This is a genomic window from Promicromonospora sp. MS192 (assembly GCF_049532985.1).
Classification (GTDB): Bacteria; Actinomycetota; Actinomycetes; order Actinomycetales; family Cellulomonadaceae; genus Promicromonospora.
The window spans coordinates 161,119-182,545 of sequence record NZ_CP186693.1 but is presented as its reverse complement, the minus strand read 5'-3'; the positions used below and the strand labels follow the sequence as shown (position 1 = coordinate 182,545).

The 21,427-nt window shown below is 73.3% G+C and carries 19 protein-coding genes; 7 read left to right on the top strand and 12 right to left on the bottom strand.

The annotated features are described in order from the left end of the window. Positions 1 to 20: 20 nt before the first annotated feature. Together ACO229_RS00800 and ACO229_RS00795 are read left to right on the top strand one after the other, a co-directional pair. Complete coding sequence (locus ACO229_RS00800; protein WP_423463399.1) at positions 21 to 497, top strand: DUF3515 family protein; 477 nt, start codon at positions 21 to 23, stop codon at positions 495 to 497. Next, positions 494 to 1,258 (top strand): TetR/AcrR family transcriptional regulator, encoded by a 765-nt coding sequence (locus ACO229_RS00795; protein ID WP_423463398.1) that lies wholly within the window; start codon positions 494 to 496, stop codon positions 1,256 to 1,258. The genes ACO229_RS00800 and ACO229_RS00795 overlap by 4 nt, the downstream gene beginning before the upstream one ends. A 7-nt stretch (positions 1,259 to 1,265) precedes the next feature. On the opposite strand, the gene ACO229_RS00790 is transcribed toward ACO229_RS00795, so the two are convergent. The 4 genes from ACO229_RS00790 to ACO229_RS00775 all read right to left on the bottom strand — a co-directional run bounded on the left by ACO229_RS00790 (position 1,266) and on the right by ACO229_RS00775 (position 6,555). Continuing rightward, positions 1,266 to 1,799 carry a hypothetical protein gene (locus ACO229_RS00790; protein WP_423463397.1) on the bottom strand — a complete coding sequence of 178 codons (534 nt, stop codon included), beginning with the start codon at positions 1,797 to 1,799 and terminating at the stop codon, positions 1,266 to 1,268. A 62-nt stretch (positions 1,800 to 1,861) separates the two neighbouring features. Then, entirely contained in the window at positions 1,862 to 3,070 is a 1,209-nt protein-coding gene (locus ACO229_RS00785; protein ID WP_423463396.1) for a D-alanine--D-alanine ligase family protein, read from the bottom strand. Between the two features lie 23 nt (positions 3,071 to 3,093). After that, positions 3,094 to 4,674, bottom strand: a complete 1,581-nt coding sequence (locus tag ACO229_RS00780; RefSeq protein WP_423463395.1) for an AMP-binding protein — start codon at positions 4,672 to 4,674, stop codon at positions 3,094 to 3,096. A 177-nt stretch (positions 4,675 to 4,851) separates the two neighbouring features. Continuing rightward, on the bottom strand, positions 4,852 to 6,555 hold the full coding sequence (locus ACO229_RS00775; protein WP_423463394.1) for an aldehyde dehydrogenase family protein: 1,704 nt from the start codon (positions 6,553 to 6,555) through the stop codon (positions 4,852 to 4,854). Positions 6,556 to 6,748: 193 nt separating this feature from the next. Between ACO229_RS00775 and ACO229_RS00770 the strand changes: the two genes are divergently transcribed. Then, the gene (locus ACO229_RS00770) at positions 6,749 to 7,879 is read left to right on the top strand and encodes an acyl-CoA dehydrogenase family protein (RefSeq protein WP_423465246.1); all 1,131 of its coding nucleotides are present in this window, start codon (positions 6,749 to 6,751) and stop codon (positions 7,877 to 7,879) included. Between the two features lie 4 nt (positions 7,880 to 7,883). Here the strand turns inward: ACO229_RS00770 and ACO229_RS00765 are convergent, their stop codons facing one another. Together ACO229_RS00765 and ACO229_RS00760 are read right to left on the bottom strand one after the other, a co-directional pair. Next, the gene (locus ACO229_RS00765) at positions 7,884 to 9,098 is read right to left on the bottom strand and encodes a trans-sulfuration enzyme family protein (protein ID WP_423463393.1); all 1,215 of its coding nucleotides are present in this window, start codon (positions 9,096 to 9,098) and stop codon (positions 7,884 to 7,886) included. A 90-nt stretch (positions 9,099 to 9,188) separates the two neighbouring features. Further along, the gene (locus ACO229_RS00760; RefSeq protein ID WP_423463392.1) at positions 9,189 to 10,496 is read right to left on the bottom strand and encodes an MFS transporter; all 1,308 of its coding nucleotides are present in this window, start codon (positions 10,494 to 10,496) and stop codon (positions 9,189 to 9,191) included. Positions 10,497 to 10,579: 83 nt separating this feature from the next. Here ACO229_RS00760 and ACO229_RS00755 point away from each other — a divergent pair, with 83 nt between their 5' ends. Together ACO229_RS00755 and ACO229_RS00750 are read left to right on the top strand one after the other, a co-directional pair. Beyond that, on the top strand, positions 10,580 to 11,635 hold the full coding sequence (locus ACO229_RS00755) for a GlxA family transcriptional regulator (RefSeq protein WP_423463391.1): 1,056 nt from the start codon (positions 10,580 to 10,582) through the stop codon (positions 11,633 to 11,635). 77 nt (positions 11,636 to 11,712) lie between these two features. Then, positions 11,713 to 12,417: an AMIN-like domain-containing (lipo)protein gene (locus ACO229_RS00750; protein ID WP_423463390.1), complete on the top strand. Its 705-nt coding sequence runs from the start codon at positions 11,713 to 11,715 to the stop codon at positions 12,415 to 12,417. A gap of 28 nt (positions 12,418 to 12,445) precedes the next feature. Here ACO229_RS00750 and ACO229_RS00745 read toward each other — a convergent pair whose 3' ends face one another. The 3 genes from ACO229_RS00745 to murA are packed head-to-tail and all read right to left on the bottom strand — an operon-like array spanning position 12,446 to position 15,584. Next, positions 12,446 to 13,468 (bottom strand): NAD(P)H-dependent glycerol-3-phosphate dehydrogenase, encoded by a 1,023-nt coding sequence (locus ACO229_RS00745; protein WP_397431205.1) that lies wholly within the window; start codon positions 13,466 to 13,468, stop codon positions 12,446 to 12,448. Continuing rightward, complete coding sequence (locus tag ACO229_RS00740; protein ID WP_397411489.1) at positions 13,465 to 14,226, bottom strand: lysophospholipid acyltransferase family protein; 762 nt, start codon at positions 14,224 to 14,226, stop codon at positions 13,465 to 13,467. The genes ACO229_RS00745 and ACO229_RS00740 overlap by 4 nt, the downstream gene beginning before the upstream one ends. A 41-nt stretch (positions 14,227 to 14,267) precedes the next feature. Beyond that, positions 14,268 to 15,584 carry a UDP-N-acetylglucosamine 1-carboxyvinyltransferase gene (gene murA, locus ACO229_RS00735; RefSeq protein ID WP_397411491.1) on the bottom strand — a complete coding sequence of 439 codons (1,317 nt, stop codon included), beginning with the start codon at positions 15,582 to 15,584 and terminating at the stop codon, positions 14,268 to 14,270. A gap of 253 nt (positions 15,585 to 15,837) precedes the next feature. On the opposite strand from murA, the gene ACO229_RS00730 reads away from it, so the two are divergent. Next, complete coding sequence (locus ACO229_RS00730; protein WP_423463389.1) at positions 15,838 to 17,214, top strand: MFS transporter; 1,377 nt, start codon at positions 15,838 to 15,840, stop codon at positions 17,212 to 17,214. 92 nt (positions 17,215 to 17,306) lie between these two features. Then, a complete protein-coding gene (locus ACO229_RS00725) occupies positions 17,307 to 18,053 on the top strand; it encodes a sulfite exporter TauE/SafE family protein (protein WP_423463388.1) in 747 nt (248 codons plus the stop codon). A 50-nt stretch (positions 18,054 to 18,103) separates the two neighbouring features. Here the strand turns inward: ACO229_RS00725 and ACO229_RS00720 are convergent, their stop codons facing one another. From ACO229_RS00720 to ACO229_RS00710, 3 genes are read right to left on the bottom strand one after another with little or no spacing between them, the layout of a single operon-like run. After that, complete coding sequence (locus ACO229_RS00720) at positions 18,104 to 19,612, bottom strand: tripartite tricarboxylate transporter permease (protein ID WP_423463387.1); 1,509 nt, start codon at positions 19,610 to 19,612, stop codon at positions 18,104 to 18,106. A gap of 2 nt (positions 19,613 to 19,614) precedes the next feature. Next, positions 19,615 to 20,097, bottom strand: a complete 483-nt coding sequence (locus tag ACO229_RS00715; protein WP_423465245.1) for a tripartite tricarboxylate transporter TctB family protein — start codon at positions 20,095 to 20,097, stop codon at positions 19,615 to 19,617. Positions 20,098 to 20,146: 49 nt separating this feature from the next. Continuing rightward, positions 20,147 to 21,142: a tripartite tricarboxylate transporter substrate-binding protein gene (locus ACO229_RS00710; RefSeq protein ID WP_423463386.1), complete on the bottom strand. Its 996-nt coding sequence runs from the start codon at positions 21,140 to 21,142 to the stop codon at positions 20,147 to 20,149. Positions 21,143 to 21,427 lie beyond the last annotated feature (285 nt).

Sequence of the window (21,427 nt, the reverse complement as noted above, 5' to 3'; positions counted from 1 at the left end):
GGGCCGGGTAACGTATCTCCGTGCTTGCCGCCCGATTCCTCGCCGCATCGACCGCCGCCGTCCTCACCGTCGTGGCGCTGGCGGGGTGTGCGCGGACCATCGGCGTGGAGGCGGCGCCGCATGCCGCGGACCCGAAGTGCGCGGAGGTCATGCTCGCCGTGCCGGACGAGCTCGGCGGCGATCTGCCCAAGGTGCCCACGGACTCCCAGGCCACGGCGGCCTGGGGCGAGCCCGGCGGCGCGGTCACCATGCGGTGCGGCGTGGCCCAGCTCGGCCCGTCGGCCGACTGCCAGCACGTGGACTCCGGCGACGGGACCGCCGTCGACTGGATCGTCACGACCGACGACAAGGGCACGTGGTCGTTCGTCACCTACGGCCGCGAGCCCGCGGTCGAGGTGGTCGTGCCGCCGGCGGTCACCGAGGACCACTCGACGTCGTTCATCGCGGACCTCGCATCGGCCGTCACGCAGGTACCTGCCACGAAGGAGTGTCAGTGAGCCCAGCACCAGCCCCCACCGTCCGGCCCGTCCCGCCCGTCCAGTCGCGGCGCGAGCGGCTGCGTGACGAGCTGCGCCGCGACGTGCTCGCCGCGGCCCGCCACCAGCTCGCCGGGCAGCACGGCCTGAGCAAGCTCACGATGGCCGCCGTCGCCAAGGAGGTCGGCGTCACGCCGCCCGCGCTGTACCGGCACTTCGAGAACCGGCAGGACGTCATCGCGCAGCTCTGCGTGCTCATCGTCGAGGAGGTGCTGGACCAGCTCGGCGCCGCCGTCGCGCGGCAGGAGCCGGGGGACGTCGCGGCCGCGCTCGTGGCCTCCTCGCGGGTGTCCCTCGACTGGGCGGTCCGCAACCCGGCCGAGTTCGACCTGGTCATCGGCTCCGGCATACGTGCCGAGCTGCCGGACGGCACCACCAGCCATACCCTCCAGCGCCGCATGGCCGAGATGGTCGGGGGCCACTACGTACCGCTGTTCCGCACGCTCGCGGCGTCGGGCGTGCCGCACCCGGCCGACGACGACATCGACCCCGCGCTGGCCGACCAGGTGCGCCGGTACCGGGACGCGGTGGGCGGGCCGGACCTGCCGCTCGGCGTCGCGCACCTGATGGTCACGGCCTGGCGGCAGGTCTACGGGCTGCAGTGCATGGCCGTGTACGGGCACCAGGAGTTCGCGTTCGGCGACCACGTGGCGCTGCACGAGGACATGGTCTCCGCGCTGCTGGCGCAGATGGGGCTGGACCCGCACCCGACGGTGCGCTGACCCGCGCTCACCGCACCATCGAGTCCTTGCCGGCCTCCATGGTGTGCAGCGCGTCGGCGTTCGTGATGAGCAGGACCGTCCCGCTGTAGGAGATCGACGGGTCCTTCATCGCCGCGCTCACCAGCTCCGCCAGTGCCGCCAGGTGCCGGGAGTCGTGCGCGCAGAGACGGTGCACGTGCTGCGAGGCGGTGACCATCTGCAGGGCGAACACCGGGTACTTCCACACCGGCTTCCAGAACCCCGTCCGCTGCCACAGGCGGGCCGCGGGCCACGCCGCCCCCGCGCACGCCATCGCGAGCGCCGCCTCCCACGGGATGCCGTCCGCCCCCGCCATCCGCAGCAGCAGGACCACCACCGCGACGATGCCGAACGGGTAGGCCACCTGGTTGGCCCAGGCGCCGATGGGCTGCGGCTTGGCCACGCCGATCACCTCGAGCCGCATGACGTTGCCGAGCGCGAACGAGGTCAGCCCGATGGTGAGCACACCGTTCGCGACCCGTACCTCACGCACCGCGTACCTGTAGCGCGGCTCGCCCAGCATCCTGCCTCCTCAGCGCCCCGCCGGAGGGGTCCCGGCCGTGGTCAGAGGCAGAGTACAGGCGATCAGCGCAGGCCGGTGGGCCGTTCGAGGGCGAGCTGGACGAGCTCGTCGATCAGCTCCGGATAGCTCATCCCGGAGGCCTGCCACATGCGCGGGTACATCGAGTACCGCGTGAAGCCCGGCATGGTGTTGATCTCGTTGACGACCACCCGCTCGTCCGGCGTGACGAACACGTCCACGCGCGCCAGCCCCTCGGCGTCGACCGCCTCGAACGTGCGCACGGCGATCTCCTGGACCTCCTTGGTGAGGTGGTCCGGCAGGTCGGCGGGGCAGCTCAGCTCCACCGCGGACTCGTCGAAGTACTTGGACTCGTAGTCGTAGAAGTCCTTGGACTCGTCGGTGACCACGATCTCGCCCGGCAGGGACGCCCGGGCCCGCTCGCCGTGGCGCCCGCCGAGCACCGAGCACTCGATCTCCCGGCCGACGATCGCGGCCTCGACGATCACCTTCGGGTCGTGCCGGCGGGCCTCCTCGACGGCGGCGGGCAGGTCGTCGAGCGTGTCCACCCGGGTCACGCCGAGCGAGGACCCGGCGCGGGCCGGCTTGACGAACACGGGCAGGCCCAGCGCCTCGACGGAGCGCAGCACGTCGTCGTGCCGCCGCTCCCAGTCGCCCGGCTTGATCACCGCCCAGGGGCCGACGGGCAGGCCCTGCGCGCCGAGCACCATCTTCATGAAGTGCTTGTCCATGCCGACGGCGGAGGCCAGCACGCCGGACCCGACGTACCGGGCGTCGGCCAGCTCCAGCAGGCCCTGGAGGGTGCCGTCCTCGCCGTACGGGCCGTGCAGCAGCGGGAACACGACGTCGACGTCCGCGAGGGCGGACGGCACCTGGCCCGGTTCCATGACGCGCAGCGCGGAGTCGCCGACGGTCAGCGGCAGCACCACCTCGGCCGCGGACGCCGGGACCTCCGCGGCCTGGCCCTCGGTGATCGCCCAGCGCTCGGGCTCGTCGGCCGCGATGACCCACTGTCCCTGCGACGTGATGCCCACGGGCACCACGTCGTACTTCGAGCGGTCGATCGCGCCCAGCACGCCGCCCGCGGTGGCCACGGAGATGCCGTGCTCACCGGAGCGCCCGCCGAACAGGATCACCACGCGGGTCCGCCCGGCGGCGTCGGGCGTGCCGGCGGCCGGCGTGCGGTCGTCGGCCGGCGCCGGCACGAGGGACTCGCCGTCCCCCGCGGAGGCTGGTTCGGTGTGCTGCGGCATCGCGCCGAGACTACCGGAACCGGCTATCCCGCGGTCGCCCGGAGGTCCTTGCGCAGGATCTTGCCGGACGCCGACTTCGGCACCGCCTCGATGAACTCCACCGCGCGCACCTTCTTGTACGGGGCCACCTGCCCGGCGACGAACGCGACGACGTCGGCCTCCGTCAGCGTCGCCCCCGGCGCGGTCACCACGAAGGCCTTCGGGATCTCGCCGGCCTCCTCGTCGGGAACGCCGATCACCGCCGCGTCGGCGATCCCGGGGTGCGTCAGCAGCAGCGCCTCCAGCTCGGCGGGCGGCACCTGGTAGCCCTTGTACTTGATGAGCTCCTTGAGCCGGTCGACCACCCGGAACACGCCGCCGGCGTCGACGGTGACGATGTCGCCCGTGTGCAGGAACCCGTCCGGTTCCAGGGTGTCCGCCGTCGCCTGCGGGTTGCCGAGGTACCCGCGCATCACGTTGGGCCCGCGGCACAGCAGCTCACCCGGGTCGGAGACGCCCTGCGCCGGCTGGTCGATCTCCGTGCCGGTGGCCGGGTCGACGATCCGCGCCTCCATGCCCGCCACGAGCAGGCCGACGGCGCCCGGCGAGATGTCCGGGCGGTCGAACGGGATGCAGTGCGAGACCGGCGACATCTCCGTCATGCCGTAACCCTGCAGCACCCGGACGCCGAGCCGGTCGGCGACCGCCGCCGCGAGCTTCTCGTCCAGCGGCGCGGCGCCCGACAGCACGGCCCGCACGCTGCTCGTGTCGTGCTCGCCGACCAGCGGGTGCTTGGCCAGGGCGAGCGCGATGGGTGGCGCCACGAACAGGAAGGTCGCCCGGTGCTCCTGGATCACCCCGAGGTACTGCCCCAGGTCGAACCGCGGGAGGGTCACCAGCCGCGCGCGGGTGCGCAGGGCCAGGTTGAGCAGCACCGTCATCCCGTAGATGTGGAAGAACGGCAGCACGCACGGCACGACGTCGTCCCGGCCGACGCCGATGGCCAGCGACTGTGCCACGTTCGCCACGAGGTTGGTGTGGGTGAGCATGACGCCCTTGGGCCGGCCCGTGGTGCCCGACGAGTACGGCGCGACGGCGAGGTGGGTGGCCGGGTCGAAGGACACGTCCGGGGCGGGGTGCGGATCGGCCAGGAGGTCGGCCAGGGAGAGGTGACCGTCGGCGCCGTCGAGCACCACGACCTGGTCGTCGCCCAGGCCGGCGTCCCGGGCCCCGGCGCCACCCGCCGCGAGCAGCGCCGAGACGGTGATCAGGAGCCGCGCACCGGAGTCGGCGAGCTGCTTGGTCACCTCGGGGGCGCTGGCCAGGGCGTTCACGGTGGTCACGGTGACCCCGGCCCGCAGCAGGCCGTGGAACACGGTCACGTACGCGGGCACGTTCGGCGCGTGCAGGGCCACGACGTCACCGACGCCGAGACCGCGGGCCGCCACCGCGCCCGCCACCGCGTCGATCTGGGCCAGGAGCGAGCGGAAGGTCGTGACCGACCCGCTGACGCCGTCGACCACCGCCACCCGGTCCTGGTCCTCGGGCGTGATGTCACCGAACAGGTACTCGTGGACGCTGACGGACGGGATCTCCACGTCGGGCAGCGGGCTGCGGACAACCATCTTCGGCCTCCTTGCGGTCGGGGCGCCGGACCTCGTCGTCCGGCGCACGAGCATGACGCACGAGCATGACGCACGAGCATTGTCGCGGCAGACGGCGCCGCGCGCACGGACCGGTGCCCGGCGTCGTCCCCGCGGTCGGTCCGCCGGTGCCGGCGGACCGGCCGCGGTGACGGGCCGTCAGGCCCGGAACGCCGCGAGCAGCACCGGCACCAGCCGGCCCCACGACGGCGCCGCCGCGTACCGGGTCAGGGCCCGGCCCGTCTCGGTGCCGCTGCGGGAACCGCTGAACCACGGCGGCTTCGGGAAGAGCGAGAGCTCGCCGTGCAGCACGCTGCGCGGGAACGGGCGGAACGGGCCGGTCAGGACGGTGCGCTCCGGCCCGGACAGCAGGTGCCCGTTGTGCACCACGTCGATGCCGGAGCCGACGTCGGCGAGCGTGTGCCCCGGGTACGCGCCCCAGGTGGCGCCCGGCAGCAGGAAGCTCACGCCCGTCCACGCGTTGATCGCGACGGTGCCGTAGCGCAGGTCTGCGATCAGCCCGTCGAACGCCGGGCCCATCGCCCGGCGGTCCTGCGGCCGCACGACGACGTTGGCGCCGAGCGTCCCGGACAGGGAGTCGTTGGCGAGGCCGACGGCCGCGCGCAGGAACTCGGCCCCGTGTCCCGGCACCTCGGTCCACGCCAGGACGGCCGCGAAGTACTCGTCGGTGCAGGCTGGGTCACCCGGCTCGATCCGGGTCAGGATGCGGCCGGCCAGGTGCTCCGCCCGCGGGTGGGCGTCCCGGGCCCGGGCCACCTTCGCGTCGGTGCCCGGGTACCAGGAGTCGCGGGCGGGCATCCGCGCCAGGGCGGCCCGCAGCTCCGCGAGGAAGTCGTCCTTCTGCGCCCAGTCGGCCGACAGCACGACCACCTGGCCCGCCACGCAGTTGTGCCCGGCGTTGTGCAGGCGCATGGACACCAGGTGCTCGGCCTGGAACCGCAGGTCGGCAGCGCTCCAGCGGCCCGGCACCACGATCATCGGGGCCACGCCGCCCAGCTCGCTCGTGATCGGCACCGTCAGCTGCGGGTCGCCCGCGGCGCGGCGCCGTCCGGCCTCCTCGCCGGTGCCCCACACGATGGCGTCGTGCGTGCCGGCGGACCCGGTGACGTGCACCTTGTCGATGCCGTCGTGCCGCGTGAGGTAGGCGCCGACGGCGGCGTCGCCCGTGACCACCCGCACCACCCCCGCGTCGACCAGGGGCGCGAGCGCCGCGCGGTAGACGTCCAGCAGGCCGTCGAACGTGGGGTTGAGCTTGACCAGCGAGGCGCGGTTGTGCGCGACGAGCTCGTAGAACGCGTCGAGCGGGGCGATGGACGAGATGTTGCCCGCACCGAGCACCAGCCCGACGCCGCCGTACTCCCCCACCGTGCCCGCGCCCAGGCCGGCCTCGGCCCGCACCTGACGTCCGGGCACGCCGGGCGGCATCCACACCTCGGCCCGGAAGCCGTTGAACAGCACCCACTCCTGGACGGTGCGCGGCAGCACCCGCACCGCCACCCGGTTGCCGGGGGCCACGCCGACGTGCAACCCGTCGAGCGGGGAACCGCCGGCCGCGAGCGCCTCGTAGGACCGCGCGTAGGCGGCGGCGCTCTCCAGGGCGCCGTACGGGCCGGTCATCCACTCCTCGCCCGCGTAGGGGGCGGACGGCTCGATCTGCTTGGCCTCGACGGCGGCGGCCACCCAGTCCTGGGCGGCACCGGCGATCGACGCGTGGACCCTGCGGAACAGCGCGGCGCGGTCTGCGACCGGGGTCTGCGCCCACCGTTCGGCACCGACCTTGAGCTCCTCGACGGCCCGGTCGAGGTCGCGCCGTGTGCCGGCTTGCGTGTCGGTCACGCTCATCTGCTGTCTCCTTCGACCGCGGTCTCACTGACGCGTGCTCCAATAGTTTCGCGGGCCCAGCCTAGAGCGCGGGACGGGTCGAGGGCGACACCGGCCGGCACACTTCCCGGCGAGAATTTCCACGCCGGGCATTGCGCACCGGGGCTAGCCTCATGAGGTGACTTTTCTCCTGTCCGAGGAACTGCTCGCCGGCATGCGCGACCGCGCCGGCGACTACGACCGCGACAACGCCTTCTTCGCCGAGGACCTGGCCGACCTCCAGGCCGCGGGCTACCTCGGCGCGATGGTCCCCACGGCCCTCGGTGGTTCGGGCCGCACGCTGCACGAGACCGCCCACGAGCAGGCGCGCCTCGCCGCCCACGCGCCGGCGACCGCGCTGGCCGTGAACATGCACCACGTGTGGGTGGGCGTGGGCCGCTACCTGCACGACCGCGGCGACTCGTCGCTGGACTGGCTGCTGGCGGAGGCCGCGGCGGGCGAGGTGTTCGGCTTCGGCTACTCCGAGCCGGGCAACGACCTGGTGCTGCTCGGCTCCCGCACCGAGGCCCGGCCCGACGGCGTGGGCGGGTACACGTTCCACGGCCGCAAGATCTTCACGTCCAACTCCCCCGCCTGGACGCGGCTGGGCGTGCTGGGCCTGGAGCCGTCGGACGGCAAGGGCGGCGAGCCCCGGCTCGTGCACGCCTTCGTGACCCGCGACGGTGGCGGGTTCGAGATCCTCGACGACTGGGACACGATCGGCATGCGTGCGTCCCAGTCGCGCACCACGATGCTCGACGGCGCCCACGCGCCGGCCGCCCGGGTGCTGCGCCTGCTGCCGCCCGGGCCGTCGCTGGACCCGTACGTGCTCGGCATCTTCACCTCGTTCGAGGTGCTGCTGTCGTCGGTGTACGCGGGCATCGCGGACCGCGCGCTGGAGCTCGCCGTCGACGCCGCGCGGCGCCGCACGTCGATGAAGACCGGCACGGCGTACGCGCAGGACCCCGACGTGCGGCGGCGGATCGCCGACATGGCGCTCGCGCAGGACGCCGTCTGGCTGCAGATCGACGGGATCACGCGCGACCTGGACGCCTCGGCGGCGGATCCCGCCCTGGACCGCGGCGCGGGCTGGTTCCGGGCGACCGCCGGGCTGAAGGTGCGCGTCACCGAGGCGGCGCGCGAGATCGTGGACCAGGCGATCCGGGTCTCGGGCGGCTCCACCTACTTCAACGGCTCGGAGCTGGGCCGGCTGTACCGCGACGTGCTGGCGGGGATCTTCCACCCGTCCAGCGACGACTCGGCGCACGCAACGGTGGCGCAGTCGCTGCTGGGCCCGCTGGACTGACGGGTCAGGCGCGCAGCGCCCGGTCCAGGTCCGCCCAGAGGTCCTCCACGTCCTCGATGCCCACCGACAGGCGCAGCAGGTCCTCCGGGACCGTCGTCGCCTCCGTGCCCCACCGGCGGCGACGCTCCAGCATCGACTCCACGCCGCCGAGCGAGGTCGCGGGGAGCCACAGCCGCACGGCGTCGACGACGGCGTCGGCCCGCGCCGCGGCGTCGTCGGCACCGCCGGGCCGGGGCCGGGGGCGGACGCCGATGATGGCGCCGAACCCGGTCATCTGGGCCTTCGCGCGCTCGTGCCCGGGGTCGCCGGGCAGGGACGGGTGCCGCACCTCGGCGACCTCGGGGTGGTCCGCGAGGCGCCGGGCCAGCTCGGCCGCGGTGGCCTGGGCCCGTTCGAAGCGCAGCGCCAGGGTGCGCAGGCCGCGCAGCGCGAGCCACGCCTCGAAGGGGCCGGCGATGGCCCCGTGCAGTGTCCGGTGGTCGCGCAGGGTCGCGGCCAGTGCGGCGTCACGCGTGACGAGCGCACCGAGCACCACGTCGGAGTGGCCCGCCAGGTACTTGGTCACCGAGTGCAGCACCACGTCCGCGCCGTGCACCAGCGGGCGCTGGCCCAGCGGGGTCGCGAAGGTGTTGTCGACCACCGAGCGCACACCGGCCGCGCGGGCCGCGCCGAGCACGGCGGGCAGGTCCGCCACCTCCAACATCGGGTTGGTGGGCGACTCGACCAGCAGCAGGTCCGCGCCGTCGAGGGCCGCGACCACGGCGTCCGTGTCCGCGATGTCGACGTACCGCAGGGTCACGCCGTGCCGCTCGGAGATCTGCCGCGCCAGCACCATGCCCGCCTGGTAGGCGTGGCGGGGCAGCACGAGCGTGCCGCCGTCGGGCACCAGCGAGAAGATGGCGGCGATCGCCGCCATCCCGGACGAGAACAGGATCGCCGTGGCGGCGGCGTCCGGCCCGGACGCATCGCCGTCCGCCCGGCGGGCCGTCCCGGCACCGCCGTCCTCCAGGGCGGCGAGCGCCTCCTCGAACGGGTGCCAGGCGTCGTTGTCCCCGCGCGCGTACGACAGCTCGTCCGGGGTGACCACGCCGCGCGAGACGTACGTCGAGTTCATCGGCACGGACGGGTTGACGTGACCGCCCTGCGCGCGGGCCGGGCGTCCGGCGGCGACGGCGATCGTGGCGGGGGCGAGGGTGCCGGGCTCAGGGGTGGTGCTCATGGTCCGGAGAATACGGCCGCCCCGAGCCCGGCGCCCCGGCCGTCCGCGAGGCGATCCGGCGGGGTCGGGCCCGCAGGCCACCCGGACGCGTCATGCGCCCGACACCCGCGGCTGCCGGACGCGGCGGACCACCAGGGACATCAGCGCCGCTCCGGCGCAGAGGGCGCCCGCGCCGTACCAGACCGCGTCGTACGAACCCGTCGTGTCGCGCACCAGGCCGCCCGCATAGGCCACCACCCCGGCGCCGACCTGGTGCGCGGCGAGCACCCAGCCGAAGACGATCGGTGCGTCCTCGCCGTAGAACTCGCGGCACAGGGCGAGCGTGGGCGGCACGGTCGCCACCCAGTCGAGCCCGTAGAACACGATGAAGAAGACCATCGGCATCTCCACGTGCGGGGCCATGAGCGAGGGCAGGAACAGCAGCGCCACACCTCGGAGCGTGTAGTACACGCCCAGCAGGACGCGCGGGGAGTACCGGTCGGTCAGCCAGCCGGAGCCGATGGTGCCGATCACGTCCACGACGCCGATCACCGCGAGCAGGCTCGCGGCCACCGTGATGGGCATGCCGTGGTCGTGCGCGCCGGGCACGAAGTGGGTGCGGACCAGCCCGTTCGTCGTCGCGCCGCAGATCGCGAAGGCGCCGGCGAGCAGCCAGAACGGGCCGGTACGGGCGGCGTCGAACAGAGCCGTGACGGCGCGGCGGGCCGCGCCGCGCGTGGGCTCAGGCTTGGGCGCGTAGGTGCCGCCGTAGGGTGCCAGGCCCAGGTCGGCCGGGTGGTCGCGCAGCAGGAAGAGCACGAGCGGGATCGCCACGAGCGACGCGATGGCCACCGTGACCGACGCCGGCCGCCAGCCCTGGTTCTCCACGATCCACGCGAGCAGGGGCAGGAACACGAGCTGGCCCGACGCCGTGGCCGCCGTGAGCACGCCGCTGACCAGGCCGCGCCGGGCCACGAACCAGCGGCCCGTGACGGTGGCCGTGAACGCGAGCGCCATGCTGCCGCTGCCCACGCCGACCAGGAGGCCCCAGCCGAGCACGAACTGCCAGGGCTCCGACATCCACACGGTCGACAGGGCGCCGGCGGTGATGACCACGAGCGCGAGGCTCACCACGGGGCGCATGCCGAACCGGTCCATCAGGGCGGCGGCGAACGGCGCCGTCAGCCCGTACAGCACGGACTGGAGGCCGACGGCGAAGCCGATGGTGGCGCGCGACCAGCCGAGCTCCGCGTGCAGGGGGTCCACGAACAGGCCGGGCGCCGCGGTGAAGGCCGCGGCGCACATGACGGTCACGAAGCTGACCAGGGCCACCCACCAGGCCGGGTGGATGCGGGGCGCGGGGCGCGGCGGCTGCGGGGCGTTCCGGCCCGCCGGTGCGGGGACGTCTGTCTGGGTCACGGCATCAGCATGCTGTGACCTCTCCGCGCGGAACAGTGGCCCGGAGGACACACATCGATAGGTTCGGGCCATATGCTGGGACCATGGCCCAGAGCACCCCGCCCCCGGCGCCACGCCGGCACCGCGTCGCGGTCCTGATCCGCCCCGGCTTCATCCCGTTCGAGCTGGGCATCCCGCACCGCATCTTCGGCATCGCGCGCGACGCCGGGCACCGGCCCCTGTACGACGTGGTGACCTGCACACCCGGCGGCCCGGGCCTGGTGCGGTCGGACTCCGACGTGCTGGTCCACGTGGAACACGGGCCCGAGGTCCTGGAGACGGCCGACACGGTGGTGGTCCCGGCGTCGCACACCACGGGACCGGACGGCGCGGACCCGGCCGCCGGGGACGCGGGGCTGACGCCCGAGCTCGCCGCCGCACTCGCCCGGATCCGGCCGGGCGCACGGCTCATGTCCATCTGCACGGGCGCCTTCGTGCTCGCGGCCGCCGGGCTGCTGGACGGCCGCCCCGCCACGACGCACTGGCTGGAGAGCGACCGCTTCCGGCGGCTCTACCCGCGCGTGCGGCTCGACCCCGACGTCCTGTACACGGACGACGGCGACGTGCTCACCTCGGCGGGCGTGGCCTCCGGCGTCGACCTCTGCCTGCACGTGGTGCGGCGTGACCACGGCACCGCGGTCGCCCAGGACGTCGCCCGGCGCACGGTGGTGCCGCCGCACCGCGACGGCGGCCAGGCGCAGTACGTCCGGCGGCCCCTGCCGGGGCCTGTCCGGTCCGGCAGCGCCGGGACGGACGGCGCCGACGCGGGTACCGCGGCCACCCGCGCCTGGGCGCTGGGCCGCCTGGAGGAGCCCCTCACCCTGGCCGCGATGGCCCGGCACGCGGCGATGTCGGTGCGCACCTTCACGCGCCGGTTCCGGGACGAGACCGGGGAGAGCCCCGCCCAGTGGCTCACGCGGCAGCGCGTGGAGCACGCACGGACCCTGCTGGAGAGCACGGCACTGCCGGTCGAGCAGGTGGCCCGGCGCTGCGGGTTCGGCACGGCCCAGTCGCTGCGGGCCCACGTGCAGGCGGCGCTCGGGGTGACGCCGTCGGCCTACCGCCGCACGTTCCGTCGCGAGGGGGACGCCGCGGCGTGAACCGGCGGCAGGGTGGCGGTGCAGAGGTGACCGATCCGTGACCACCTCCGGCGCACGTCAGGACCTACGCTGGAGCCATGGGACGAGCCGGACTCCGCACTGCCCTGACAGCCGCAGTCGCCGCGCTGCTCCTGGCCGGCTGCACCGGCACCACCGGACCTGACCGGGGAACGGACGCGTCCGAGCCGGCGCCCGTCGCCTCGGTCCCGCCGTCGGACGACGGCACACCGGACGACAGCGAGCCGGACGGCGGCACGAGCGACGACGGCGCACCGGACGACGGCACGCCCGACCCGACCGCCTCAGCGACGGAGACCGCGGCGGGGCCGCCCTTCGCCGCCGACACCCGGCCGGACACCGCGGAGCCCACGGGCGAGGGCGAGACGTTCCTGTCCGTCACGGACGTCCGCGTGGCCCGGCACGACGGCTACGACCGCGTGGTGTTCGACCTGGACGGCACGGGCAGCGGCAGGCCCGGCTGGCGCGTCGAGTACGTCGACGAGGCCACGGACGACGGATCCGGCCACGCCGTGCAGGTGGACGGCGACGCGATCCTGCGGGTGTCCCTGTCCGGCACCGCGGCCCCGACGGACAGCGGCGTCGAGGAGTTCTCGGGCGACCGCATCGAGCCGGAGGACACGGAGTCGGTGGACGAGGTCGTGTACCGCTACTGGTTCGAGGGGTACACGACGGCGTTCCTGGGCGTCGACGAGGGCGAGCGGCCGTTCCGGGTGTTCCTGCTGGAGAACCCGACCCGCGTGGTGGTCGACGTCCAGCACTGACGGCGGGCCGGACCGGCCCGCCGCGCGGTCAGCCCGCGACCTCCGACTTCTTGGGCCGCGCCAGCAGCGTGGCCGCCAGGTCGGACAGCGGCAGGGTGCCCGCCAGCACGTCCACGACACCGGCCGTGATGGGCATCTCGACGTCGTGCGCCCGGGCCAGCTCCAGCACCGACTGGGACGACTTGACGCCCTCGGCGGTACCGCCGGTCGCCTCGATGGCCTCGGCGAGCGTGAGGCCCTCGCCGATGTGCTTGCCGAGCCGGTGGTTGCGCGACAGCGGCGACGCGCACGTCGCGGTCAGGTCGCCCATGCCGGCCAGCCCGGCGAACGTGGCGGCGTCGGCGCCGAGCGCGAGGCCCAGGCGCGTGATCTCCACGAGACCGCGCGTGATGAGCGTGGCGAGCGTGTTCCAGCCGAAGCCCTGGCCCTGGGCCATGCCCGCCGCGAGCGCGATGATGTTCTTCACGGCGCCGCACAGCTCCACGCCCACCACGTCGGTGTTGGTGTAGGGGCGGAAGTAGCCGGTCGAGCAGGCGTCGGCCACGAGCTGGGCCGTGGCCTCGCTGCGCGAGGCGACCACGGTCGCCGTCGGCTGCCGCGCGGCGATCTCGGGCGCCAGGTTGGGCCCGGAGACGACGGCGACGCGCTCGTCCGGCAGCTCCAGCACCTCGGCCATCACCTGGCTCATGCGCTTGTCGGTGCCGAGCTCGACGCCCTTCATCAGGGAGACCACCACGGCGTCGGGCTCCACCAGGTCCTTCATCGACTCCAGCGTGGCCCGGGCGACCTGGGACGGGACCGAGACCACCACGACCGACGCGCCCTTGAGCGCCACGGCGGCGTCGGTGGTGCCCCGCATGGCGGGCAGCTGCACGCCCGGCAGGTACTTCTCGTTGCGGTGCGTGCGGTCGACGGCGTCGAGCACGGCGGCGTCGCGGCCCCAGAGGGTGACGTCGCAGCCGGCGTCGGCCAGGACCATCGCGAAGGTGGTGCCCATCGAGCCCGCGCCGAGCACGGCGACCCGGGGCTGGGCCTGCGTCGGGGCGCTCACGGGCGCTCCACCGGCGGGTAGGTGGTCATCTTGGCCTCGTAGTCGGGGTGCTTGCGCAGGTCGAACCGGGGACGCGGGGCCTTCTCGCCGCGGATCTGCTCCAGCTCGGCGGTGATGCCGTCCATGATGCGGCTCGTGGCCTCACGCAGCGTGGCGGTGTCCTGCGGCAGGTCGTACAGGTCGCTGAGGTCGACGGGCGGGCCGGTGCGGATGGTCACCTTCTTGCGCGGCCAGGGCCAGCGCGGCATGCCGTACCGGGGCATGATCTCGGTGACGCCCCACTGGGCGATCGGGAGCACCGGGAGCCGGGTGGTCAGCGCGATGCGGGCCACGCCGGTCTTGCCCTCCATGGGCCAGTAGTCGGGGTCCCGGGTCAGCGTGCCCTCCGGCAGGATGGCCACGCACGCGCCGTCACCGAGCTGGCTGGCGGCCTCCTGGAGCGACTCCGTGGCCTTCGTGGAGTCCCGGTCGACCGGGATCATCTTGGTGCCCCGCAGCGCCCAGCCGGTCAGCGGCGAGGTGAACAGCCCGCGCTTGGCGAGGATGCGCGGCTCGCGGCCGTTGTCGAAGAGGTAGTGCGCCAGGGTCAGTGCGTCGAGCTCCGTGACGTGGTTCGCCGCGGCGATGAACCCGCCCGTGGCCGGGAAGTTCTCCCCTTCCCCGCCCTTCCAGTCGTACTTGCACAGCGAGAACATCAGGTTCCGCACGAGGAACGCTATGAAGCGGTACATGCGGGACTCAGGACGTGGTGTCGACACGGCCGAAAGAATACTCGGCCGCGCCGACACCCCGTGCCGGGTCAGCCGCGGGTGACGTCCGCGCCCAGGGCCTCCAGCTTGTCCTGGAAGTTCTCGTAGCCGCGGTCGATGAGGCCGATGCCGCGCACCGTGGACCGGCCCTTGGCGGCCAGCGCCGCGATGAGATGGGAGAACCCGCCCCGCAGGTCGGGCACCTCGATGTCGGCAGCCGACAGCGGCGTGGGGCCGGAGACGACGGCGGAGTGGTGGAAGTTGCGCTGACCGAACCGGCAGTCGCGCCCGCCCAGGCACTCCTTGTAGACCTGGATCGTGGCGCCCATCTTGCGCAGGGCGTCGGTGAAGCCGAACCGGTTCTCGTAGACGGTCTCGTGCACGATCGACAGGCCGGTGGCCTGCGTGAGCGCGACGACGAGCGGCTGCTGCCAGTCCGTCATGAAGCCGGGGTGGACGTCGGTCTCCAGCACGATCGACTTGAGGTCGCCGCCGGCGTGCCAGAAGCGGATGCCGTCGTCCTGCACCTCGAACCGGCCGCCGACCTTCCGGAAGGTGTTCAGGAAGGTCATCATCTCGGGCTGGGTGGCGCCCTTGACGGTGATGTCGCCGCCGGTGGCCAGCGCAGCGGAGGCCCAGGAAGCGGTCTCGATGCGGTCGTTCAGGGCCGTGTGCGTGTAGCCCTCGAGGCGGTCGACGCCCTCGATGCGGATCACGCGGTCGGTGTCGACCGAGATGATGGCGCCCATCTTCTGCAGCACCGCGATGAGGTCCATGATCTCGGGCTCGATGGCCGCGCCCGAGAGCTCGGTGATGCCGTCCGCGCGGACCGCCGTGAGCAGCGTCTGCTCGGTGGCGCCCACCGACGGGTACGGCAGCGAGATCTTGGTGCCCTGCAGGCGACGCGGCGCGCGCAGGTGGATGCCGTTGGGGCGCTTGTCCACGACGGCACCGAACTGGCGCAGGATGTCGAGGTGGTAGTTGATGGGCCGGTCGCCGATGCGGCAGCCGCCCAGGTCCGGGATGAACGCCTCGCCGAGGCGGTGCAGCAGCGGCCCGCAGAACAGGATCGGGATGCGGCTGGAGCCGGCGTGGGCGTCGATGTCGGCCACGTGGGCCGCCTCGACGTTGGACGGGTCGAGGTCGAGGATGCCGGCGTCGGTGTCGTACTTGACGTTGACACCGTGCAGGTCCAGGAGCCCCGAGACCACCTTGACGTCACGGATCTGCGGCACGTTCCGCAGCACGCTCGGCGTCTCCCCCAGGAGGGAGGCCACCATGGACTTCGACACGAAGTTCTTTGCGCCTCGAACGGTGATGGTCCCGGTCAACGGGTTGCCGCCGTTCACATACAGCAGATCGTTCATATCCTCGTCGTCGTCTCGTTCGTTCGTTCCGATGATGGGTTTCCTGGCGGAGCCTCCGGGGGCGCCCGGTCGATCCTGCCCCTCGCCGCCGGTCGTGCCAACAGGCGCACGTGCGGGAGTATTCACCGTTCACTACACCTTCACTCGCGCCGCACGCCCGCGCAGTTCGACACGCCGCCGCGCCCCGTCAAGACCCCATCCATAGAATGAGACGGGGTTCCCGGATCGCGGACAGGTGCTTAGTGTCCAGAGCATGAGCACCGCATCATCGAGCGCCGGGACCGCCGCCGGCGAGCAGGACCCGCCGGCCGGGAACTCCCGCGGCCGCGTCGTCGTCGCCTCCCTCATCGGCACGTCGATCGAGTTCTACGACTTCTACATCTACGCGACGGCGGCCTCGCTGGTCTTCCCCGCGCTGTTCTTCCCGAACGCCGAGGACCCGACCACGCAGCTCCTGTCGTCGTTCGCCGTGTTCGGCGTCGCGTTCGTGGCGCGGCCGCTGGGCTCGGTGCTGTTCGGCCACTTCGGCGACCGCATCGGCCGCAAGGCGACCCTCGTGGCGTCGCTGCTCACCATGGGTGTCGCGACGGTGCTCATCGGGCTCATCCCCGCGGCGGCCACCCCCGGCTGGTCGGTCGCGGCCCCGGCCGTGCTGGTGCTGGCCCGGTTCTGCCAGGGCCTGGGGCTGGGCGGTGAGTGGAGCGGCGCCGCGCTGCTGGCCACCGAGAACGCGCCGCAGGGCAAGCGCGCCGTCTACGGCACGTTCCCGCAGCTCGGCGCGCCGATCGGCTTCATCCTGGCCAACACGGTGTTCATCGCCCTGTCGAGCGCGCTGACGCCCGAGCAGTTCGCGAGCTGGGGCTGGCGCATCCCGTTCCTCGCCTCCGCGATCCTCGTGATCGTGGGCCTGTGGGTGCGCCTGTCGCTCCTGGAGACCCCCGCCTTCCGCAAGGTGCTGGAGGCCGAGGCGGTCAGCAAGGTGCCGGTGGCGCGCGTGTTCCGCAGCTCGTGGAAGCAGATCGTGTCCGGCACGTTCATCATGCTGGCCACCTACGTGCTGTTCTACCTGATGACGACGTTCACGCTGAACTACGGCGTCGCGCCGACCGCGCCCACCGACGGCTCCCCCGCCGGCCTCGGCTACGAGAAGATCGACTTCCTGTGGATGCTGATCCTCGGCGTCGTGTTCTTCGGGGTCTTCACGCTGCTGTCCGGGCCCATGGCCGAGCGGTTCGGCCGCCGCAAGCACCTCATCTGGGTGACCGTCGCGATCATCGTGTTCGGCGGGCTGTTCGTGCCGCTGTTCGCCGGGGGCACGTTCGGCGTGCAGACGCTCCTCATCCTGGGCTTCACGCTCATGGGCCTCACGTTCGGCCCGATGGCCGCCGTCCTGCCCGAGCTGTTCCCCGCCAACGTGCGGTACACGGGTTCGGGCATCGCGTACAACCTGTCCTCGGTGCTGGGCGCGGCCGTGGCCCCGTTCATCGCCGTGTGGCTCTGGGCCGGCGCGGACGGCTCCCCCGTGCTGGTGGGCGTGTACCTGTCCGCCATGGCGGTCATCACCCTGGTCGCCCTGCTCCTGGAGCGCGAGACCCGCGACGTCGCCTACGCGGACAACGTCTCGGCCTGATCCTCCCACGTTGAGTGCTGGATATTCGCCCTCCGGACACCCGAAAGAGGGCGAATATCCAGCACTCAACGGTTCCGGGGTAGCGTGAGCGGGTGGACGTGGCGGCGGTCGTGGCAGCCTGTGCAGCCGTTCTCGTCGGAGCCGGGCTCCAGCGGGTGGCCGGGATGGGGCTCGGGCTGGTGGCCGCGCCCGTGCTCACGGTCCTGCTCGGCGCGTCGGTGGGCGTGCTGGTCAGCAACGTCGCCGCCATCGTCACGGCACTCCTGATCCTGCGGGCCCTGCGCGACGGCGTGGACTGGCGGCGCGTGATCACGATCCTGCCCCTCATGCTCGTCGGCTCCGTGCTCGGCGCGCTCACCGTCCGGGAGGCCGACGCCGCCTGGCTGGACGTCATCGTGGGCGGCTCCGTGCTGGTCGCTCTCGCCGCCTCGGCCCTGCTGCGCCGGCGGGTGCGGATCACGGGCCGTCCCGTCGCCGTCCTCACGGGGCTGGCCGCGGGCTTCATGAACACGACGTCGGGCGTGGCGGCTCCCGCGTGGACCGCGTACGCGCTGGCCACCCGCTGGGAGCACCGCTCCTTCGCCGCGACGATGCAGCCGCTGCTCGTCGTCATGAACACCATGTCGGTGCTCACCAAGCTCGGGCTCGGCGCCATCCCCGCCGGGTCGGCCCCCGCGTGGTGGGTGTGGCCCGTGCTCCTGGCGGCGGTGCTCGCGGGCGTGGCGCTCGGCGCCGCCCTGGCCCGGCGTGTGCCGTCGCGCGTGGCATCGCGCATCGCGACCACCGTGGCCGTGGCCGGTGCGGTGACGGCGCTGGTGCGCGGCCTGCTCGGCCTCTGAGCTCCGGCCGCTCCGGCGCCGGTCCTCCTCGGCGTCAGTCCGCCTCGACGTCAGTCCTCCTCGGCGAACACCACGTCCCGCCTGCGGCGCACCATCGGCAGCACCGCCACCACCAGCGCCAGCACCGCCAGCCCGAGCAGCGCCGCCGAGATGGGCCGCGTGAGGAACACCGTCGGGTCGCCGTGCGAGATGAGCAGCGCCCGGCGCAGGTGGTTCTCCAGCAGCGGCCCCAGCACGAACCCCAGCAGCAGGGGCGCAGGCTCGCAGCCACAGCGCACGAGCACGAACCCGCCCACCCCGAGCACCGCCATGACCAGCACCTGGAACGGGTTCTGGTCGATCGCGTAGGTGCCGATGCACGCGAACGCGATGATCGCGGGGAACATGACCGAGTACGGCACGTCGAGCAGCTTCACCCACATGCGGATCAGGGGCAGGTTCAGCACCACGAGCAGCAGGTTCCCGATGAACATGGACGCGATGAGGCCCCAGACGAGCTCCGGCTGGGCCGTCATCACGCCCGGCCCGGGCTGGATGCCCTGGATGATCAGGGCGCTGAGCAGCAGCGCCATCACGGGGTGCGCCGGCAGGCCCAGGGCGAGCAGCGGGACGAACGACGTCTGCGCCGCCGCGTTGTTCGCCGACTCCGGCCCGGTGACGCCCTCGATCGCACCCCGCCCGAACTCGTGCGGGCGCTTCGAGACCCGCTTCTCCACCGCGTACGCCCCGTACGCGGCCAGCACGTGCCCGCCGCCCGGCAGCACGCCGAGCACCGAGCCCAGCCCCGTCGCGCGCAGCACGGGGCCGACCATCCGGCGCCGGTCCTCCCGGGTGGGCCACAGGTTCTCGACCCTGGCCGCGACCCGCACGCGGGTGCGGGGGTCGTGCAGGTTCTTCAGGATCTCGGCGATGCCGAACACCGCCACCGCGACGGACACGAAGCTCAGCCCGTCCCACAGCTCGCGCACGCCGAACGTGAAACGCGGCACCGCCGTGTACAGGTCCTGGCCGATGGTGCCGAGCAGGATGCCGAGCACGATCATCGCGAGCGCCTTGAGCGCGGACCCGCTGGCCAGCGCGATGGACGCCACGAGGCCCAGCACCACCACCGCGAACATCTCGGCGGAACCGAAGGTGAGCGCCGCGGCCGCGAGCGGACCTGCGGCGGCCGCCAGCACGAACGTGCCGACGATGCCCGCGAAGAACGAGCCGAGCGCCGCGGCGGCGAGCGCCACCCCCGCCCGTCCCTGCCGGGCCATGGGGTGGCCGTCGATCGCCGTCACGGCCGACGACGACTCCCCGGGGATGTTCAGCAGGATCGCCGTGGTGGAGCCGCCGTACTGCGCCCCGTAGTAGATGCCGGCGAGCATGATGATGGCCGACACCGGGTCGTCGAACCCGAAGGTCAGCGGCAGCAGGAGGGCGATGGACGCCGTCGGGCCGATGCCGGGCAGCACCCCGACGGCCGTGCCGAGCGCCACCCCGAGCAGGCAGAACAGCACGTTGTGCACGGCCAGCGCCTCGGAGAAGCCGAGCGCGAGGTTGTCCAGGAGATCCATGCTCACCCACCCAGCCAGTCGCCGAACAGCGGCAGGCGCAGCTGCAGCGCCAGCACGAAGACCACCCAGCACAGGGCGGTCAGGCCCACCGCGATCACGAGGGTCCGGCGCCAGGAGACGCCGTCGCGCGCGAGGGCCGCGAGCAGCACCGCCCCGAACGTGGCCGGGAGCACGCCCAGCCCGTCGACGGTCAGCGCGAAGAAGACGATCGCCCCGGAGATCGCCGCGATCGGCCGCCACTCCAGGCCGGCGAGCGGGCGCGGGTCGGGCTGGTCGGCGGCGTCGGCGGCGGGTGCCGCGGCGTCGGGTGCCGGGGCGTCCGGTGCGTCCGGGGCGACGTACGCCTTGACGACGCACGCCACCCCGAGCAGCGCCAGGAGCAGGCCCAGGGCGAGCGGCAGGTAGCCGGGCCCCATGTCGAGCAGGTCACCCAGCTCGTAACCGAGCGCGCCCACCGCGAACGCCGCCCCGAGAACCACGAAGATCAGGCCCGCGACGAGGTCCCCCGTCGATCCGGGCCGCAGCGTGCGGATCTCAGCCTCCCTGCGTGCCGATGACGTCGGACCAGGTCGCGATCTGCTCGGTCAGCAGCTCGGTGTGCGCCTCGGGGGTGGCCCGGTCGTGCTCCACGGGCGTGGTGCCGAGCCCTGCCATCTGGTCGATGACCGACTGGTCCGCCAGGGCGGTCTGGAGCGCCGCGGTGAGCTTCTCCACGACCTCGTCGGGCGTCTCGGCCGGCACGTAAAGTCCGTGCCACACCGACACCGCGATGTCGGGCTGCCCGGCCTCGGCCGTGGTGGGCAGGTCGGGCAGGGCGTCGATCCGCTCCGGCGTCGTGACGGCGTACGCCTTGACGGTGCCCTCCGTGATCTGGGTCGTCGTGTTGGTGGTCTGGTCGCACATGAAGTCGACCTGCTTGCCCACCAGGTCCTCCATGGCCGGGCCGGTGCCGTCGTAGGGCACCACGGTGACCTCGACCCCGAGCGCGCTCGTCAGGAGGCGTCCGCACAGGTCGGAGGCGGCGCCCTCGCCGGCCGTGGCCATCGTGACCTCGCTCTCGTGCTCCTGGACGTAGGTCACGAAGTCCTCGAGGGTGTCGGGCTCGAAGTCGCTGCGGGCGATGATCGTCATGGGCACCTCGGTGACCAGGCCGACCGTCCTGAAGTCCGCGACCGGGTCGTACGCCAGCGCGTCGCCGTAGAGGGCGGGCGCGGTGGACATCCCGATGTGGTGCATGAGCACGGTGTACCCGTCGGGGTCCTCCGCGGCGACCTGCCCGGCGGCGACCGTGCCGCCCGCGCCCTCGACGTTCTGCACCACGATCTGGACGCCCAGCTCCTGCGCCATGGGCTCGGCGATCATGCGGGTCACGGTGTCGGTGGGTCCGCCGGCGGCGAAGGGGACGACGATCTCGACGTCGTCCTCCGGGTACGCGGCCGGGTCGGCGCCCGAGGAGCAGGCGGCGAGGGTGAGACTCAGGCCGGCCAGCGCACCGAGGTACGCGGCTGCCTTCCGGGGTCCGGGGGTCATGTCCGTCTCCGATCATCGTTGATCCGGTAGAGGTGGGGCTTGGCCGTGCGGGTGAGATCCGGTCGAGACCGCGACAGTACCGCCGCGCATGTGACGTGCGCCACAAGGTTTCGACGGCTTGACCGAACGGTGACCTGCACCGCCGGGACGTCAGACCGTGCGCTCGTCCGGCACCCGCTCCAGGACCGCCCGGGCCGGCTCACACGTACCGCACGGCCACGCCCTCGAGCTGGGACCGCCACGCCGTTGCCACACCAAGTTTGTGTCAATCCGTGCCACTAATGT

Excerpts from the sequence above, each read along its gene's own strand:
- ACO229_RS00785 (WP_423463396.1), bottom strand. The coding sequence starts at position 3,070 with ATGCCGCAGCACACCGAACCAGCCTCCGCGGGGGACGGCGAGTCCCTC.
- ACO229_RS00775 (WP_423463394.1), bottom strand. The coding sequence starts at position 6,555 with ATGAGCGTGACCGACACGCAAGCCGGCACACGGCGCGACCTCGACCGG.
- murA (WP_397411491.1), bottom strand. The coding sequence starts at position 15,584 with ATGAACGATCTGCTGTATGTGAACGGCGGCAACCCGTTGACCGGGACC.
- ACO229_RS00765 (WP_423463393.1), bottom strand. The coding sequence starts at position 9,098 with ATGAGCACCACCCCTGAGCCCGGCACCCTCGCCCCCGCCACGATCGCC.
- ACO229_RS00770 (WP_423465246.1), top strand. The coding sequence starts at position 6,749 with ATGCGCGACCGCGCCGGCGACTACGACCGCGACAACGCCTTCTTCGCC.
- ACO229_RS00755 (WP_423463391.1), top strand. The coding sequence starts at position 10,580 with ATGGCCCAGAGCACCCCGCCCCCGGCGCCACGCCGGCACCGCGTCGCG.
- ACO229_RS00790 (WP_423463397.1), bottom strand. The coding sequence starts at position 1,799 with ATGCTGGGCGAGCCGCGCTACAGGTACGCGGTGCGTGAGGTACGGGTC.
- ACO229_RS00730 (WP_423463389.1), top strand. The coding sequence starts at position 15,838 with ATGAGCACCGCATCATCGAGCGCCGGGACCGCCGCCGGCGAGCAGGAC.
- ACO229_RS00750 (WP_423463390.1), top strand. The coding sequence starts at position 11,713 with ATGGGACGAGCCGGACTCCGCACTGCCCTGACAGCCGCAGTCGCCGCG.
- ACO229_RS00710 (WP_423463386.1), bottom strand. The coding sequence starts at position 21,142 with ATGACCCCCGGACCCCGGAAGGCAGCCGCGTACCTCGGTGCGCTGGCC.
- ACO229_RS00780 (WP_423463395.1), bottom strand. The coding sequence starts at position 4,674 with ATGGTTGTCCGCAGCCCGCTGCCCGACGTGGAGATCCCGTCCGTCAGC.
- ACO229_RS00720 (WP_423463387.1), bottom strand. The coding sequence starts at position 19,612 with ATGGATCTCCTGGACAACCTCGCGCTCGGCTTCTCCGAGGCGCTGGCC.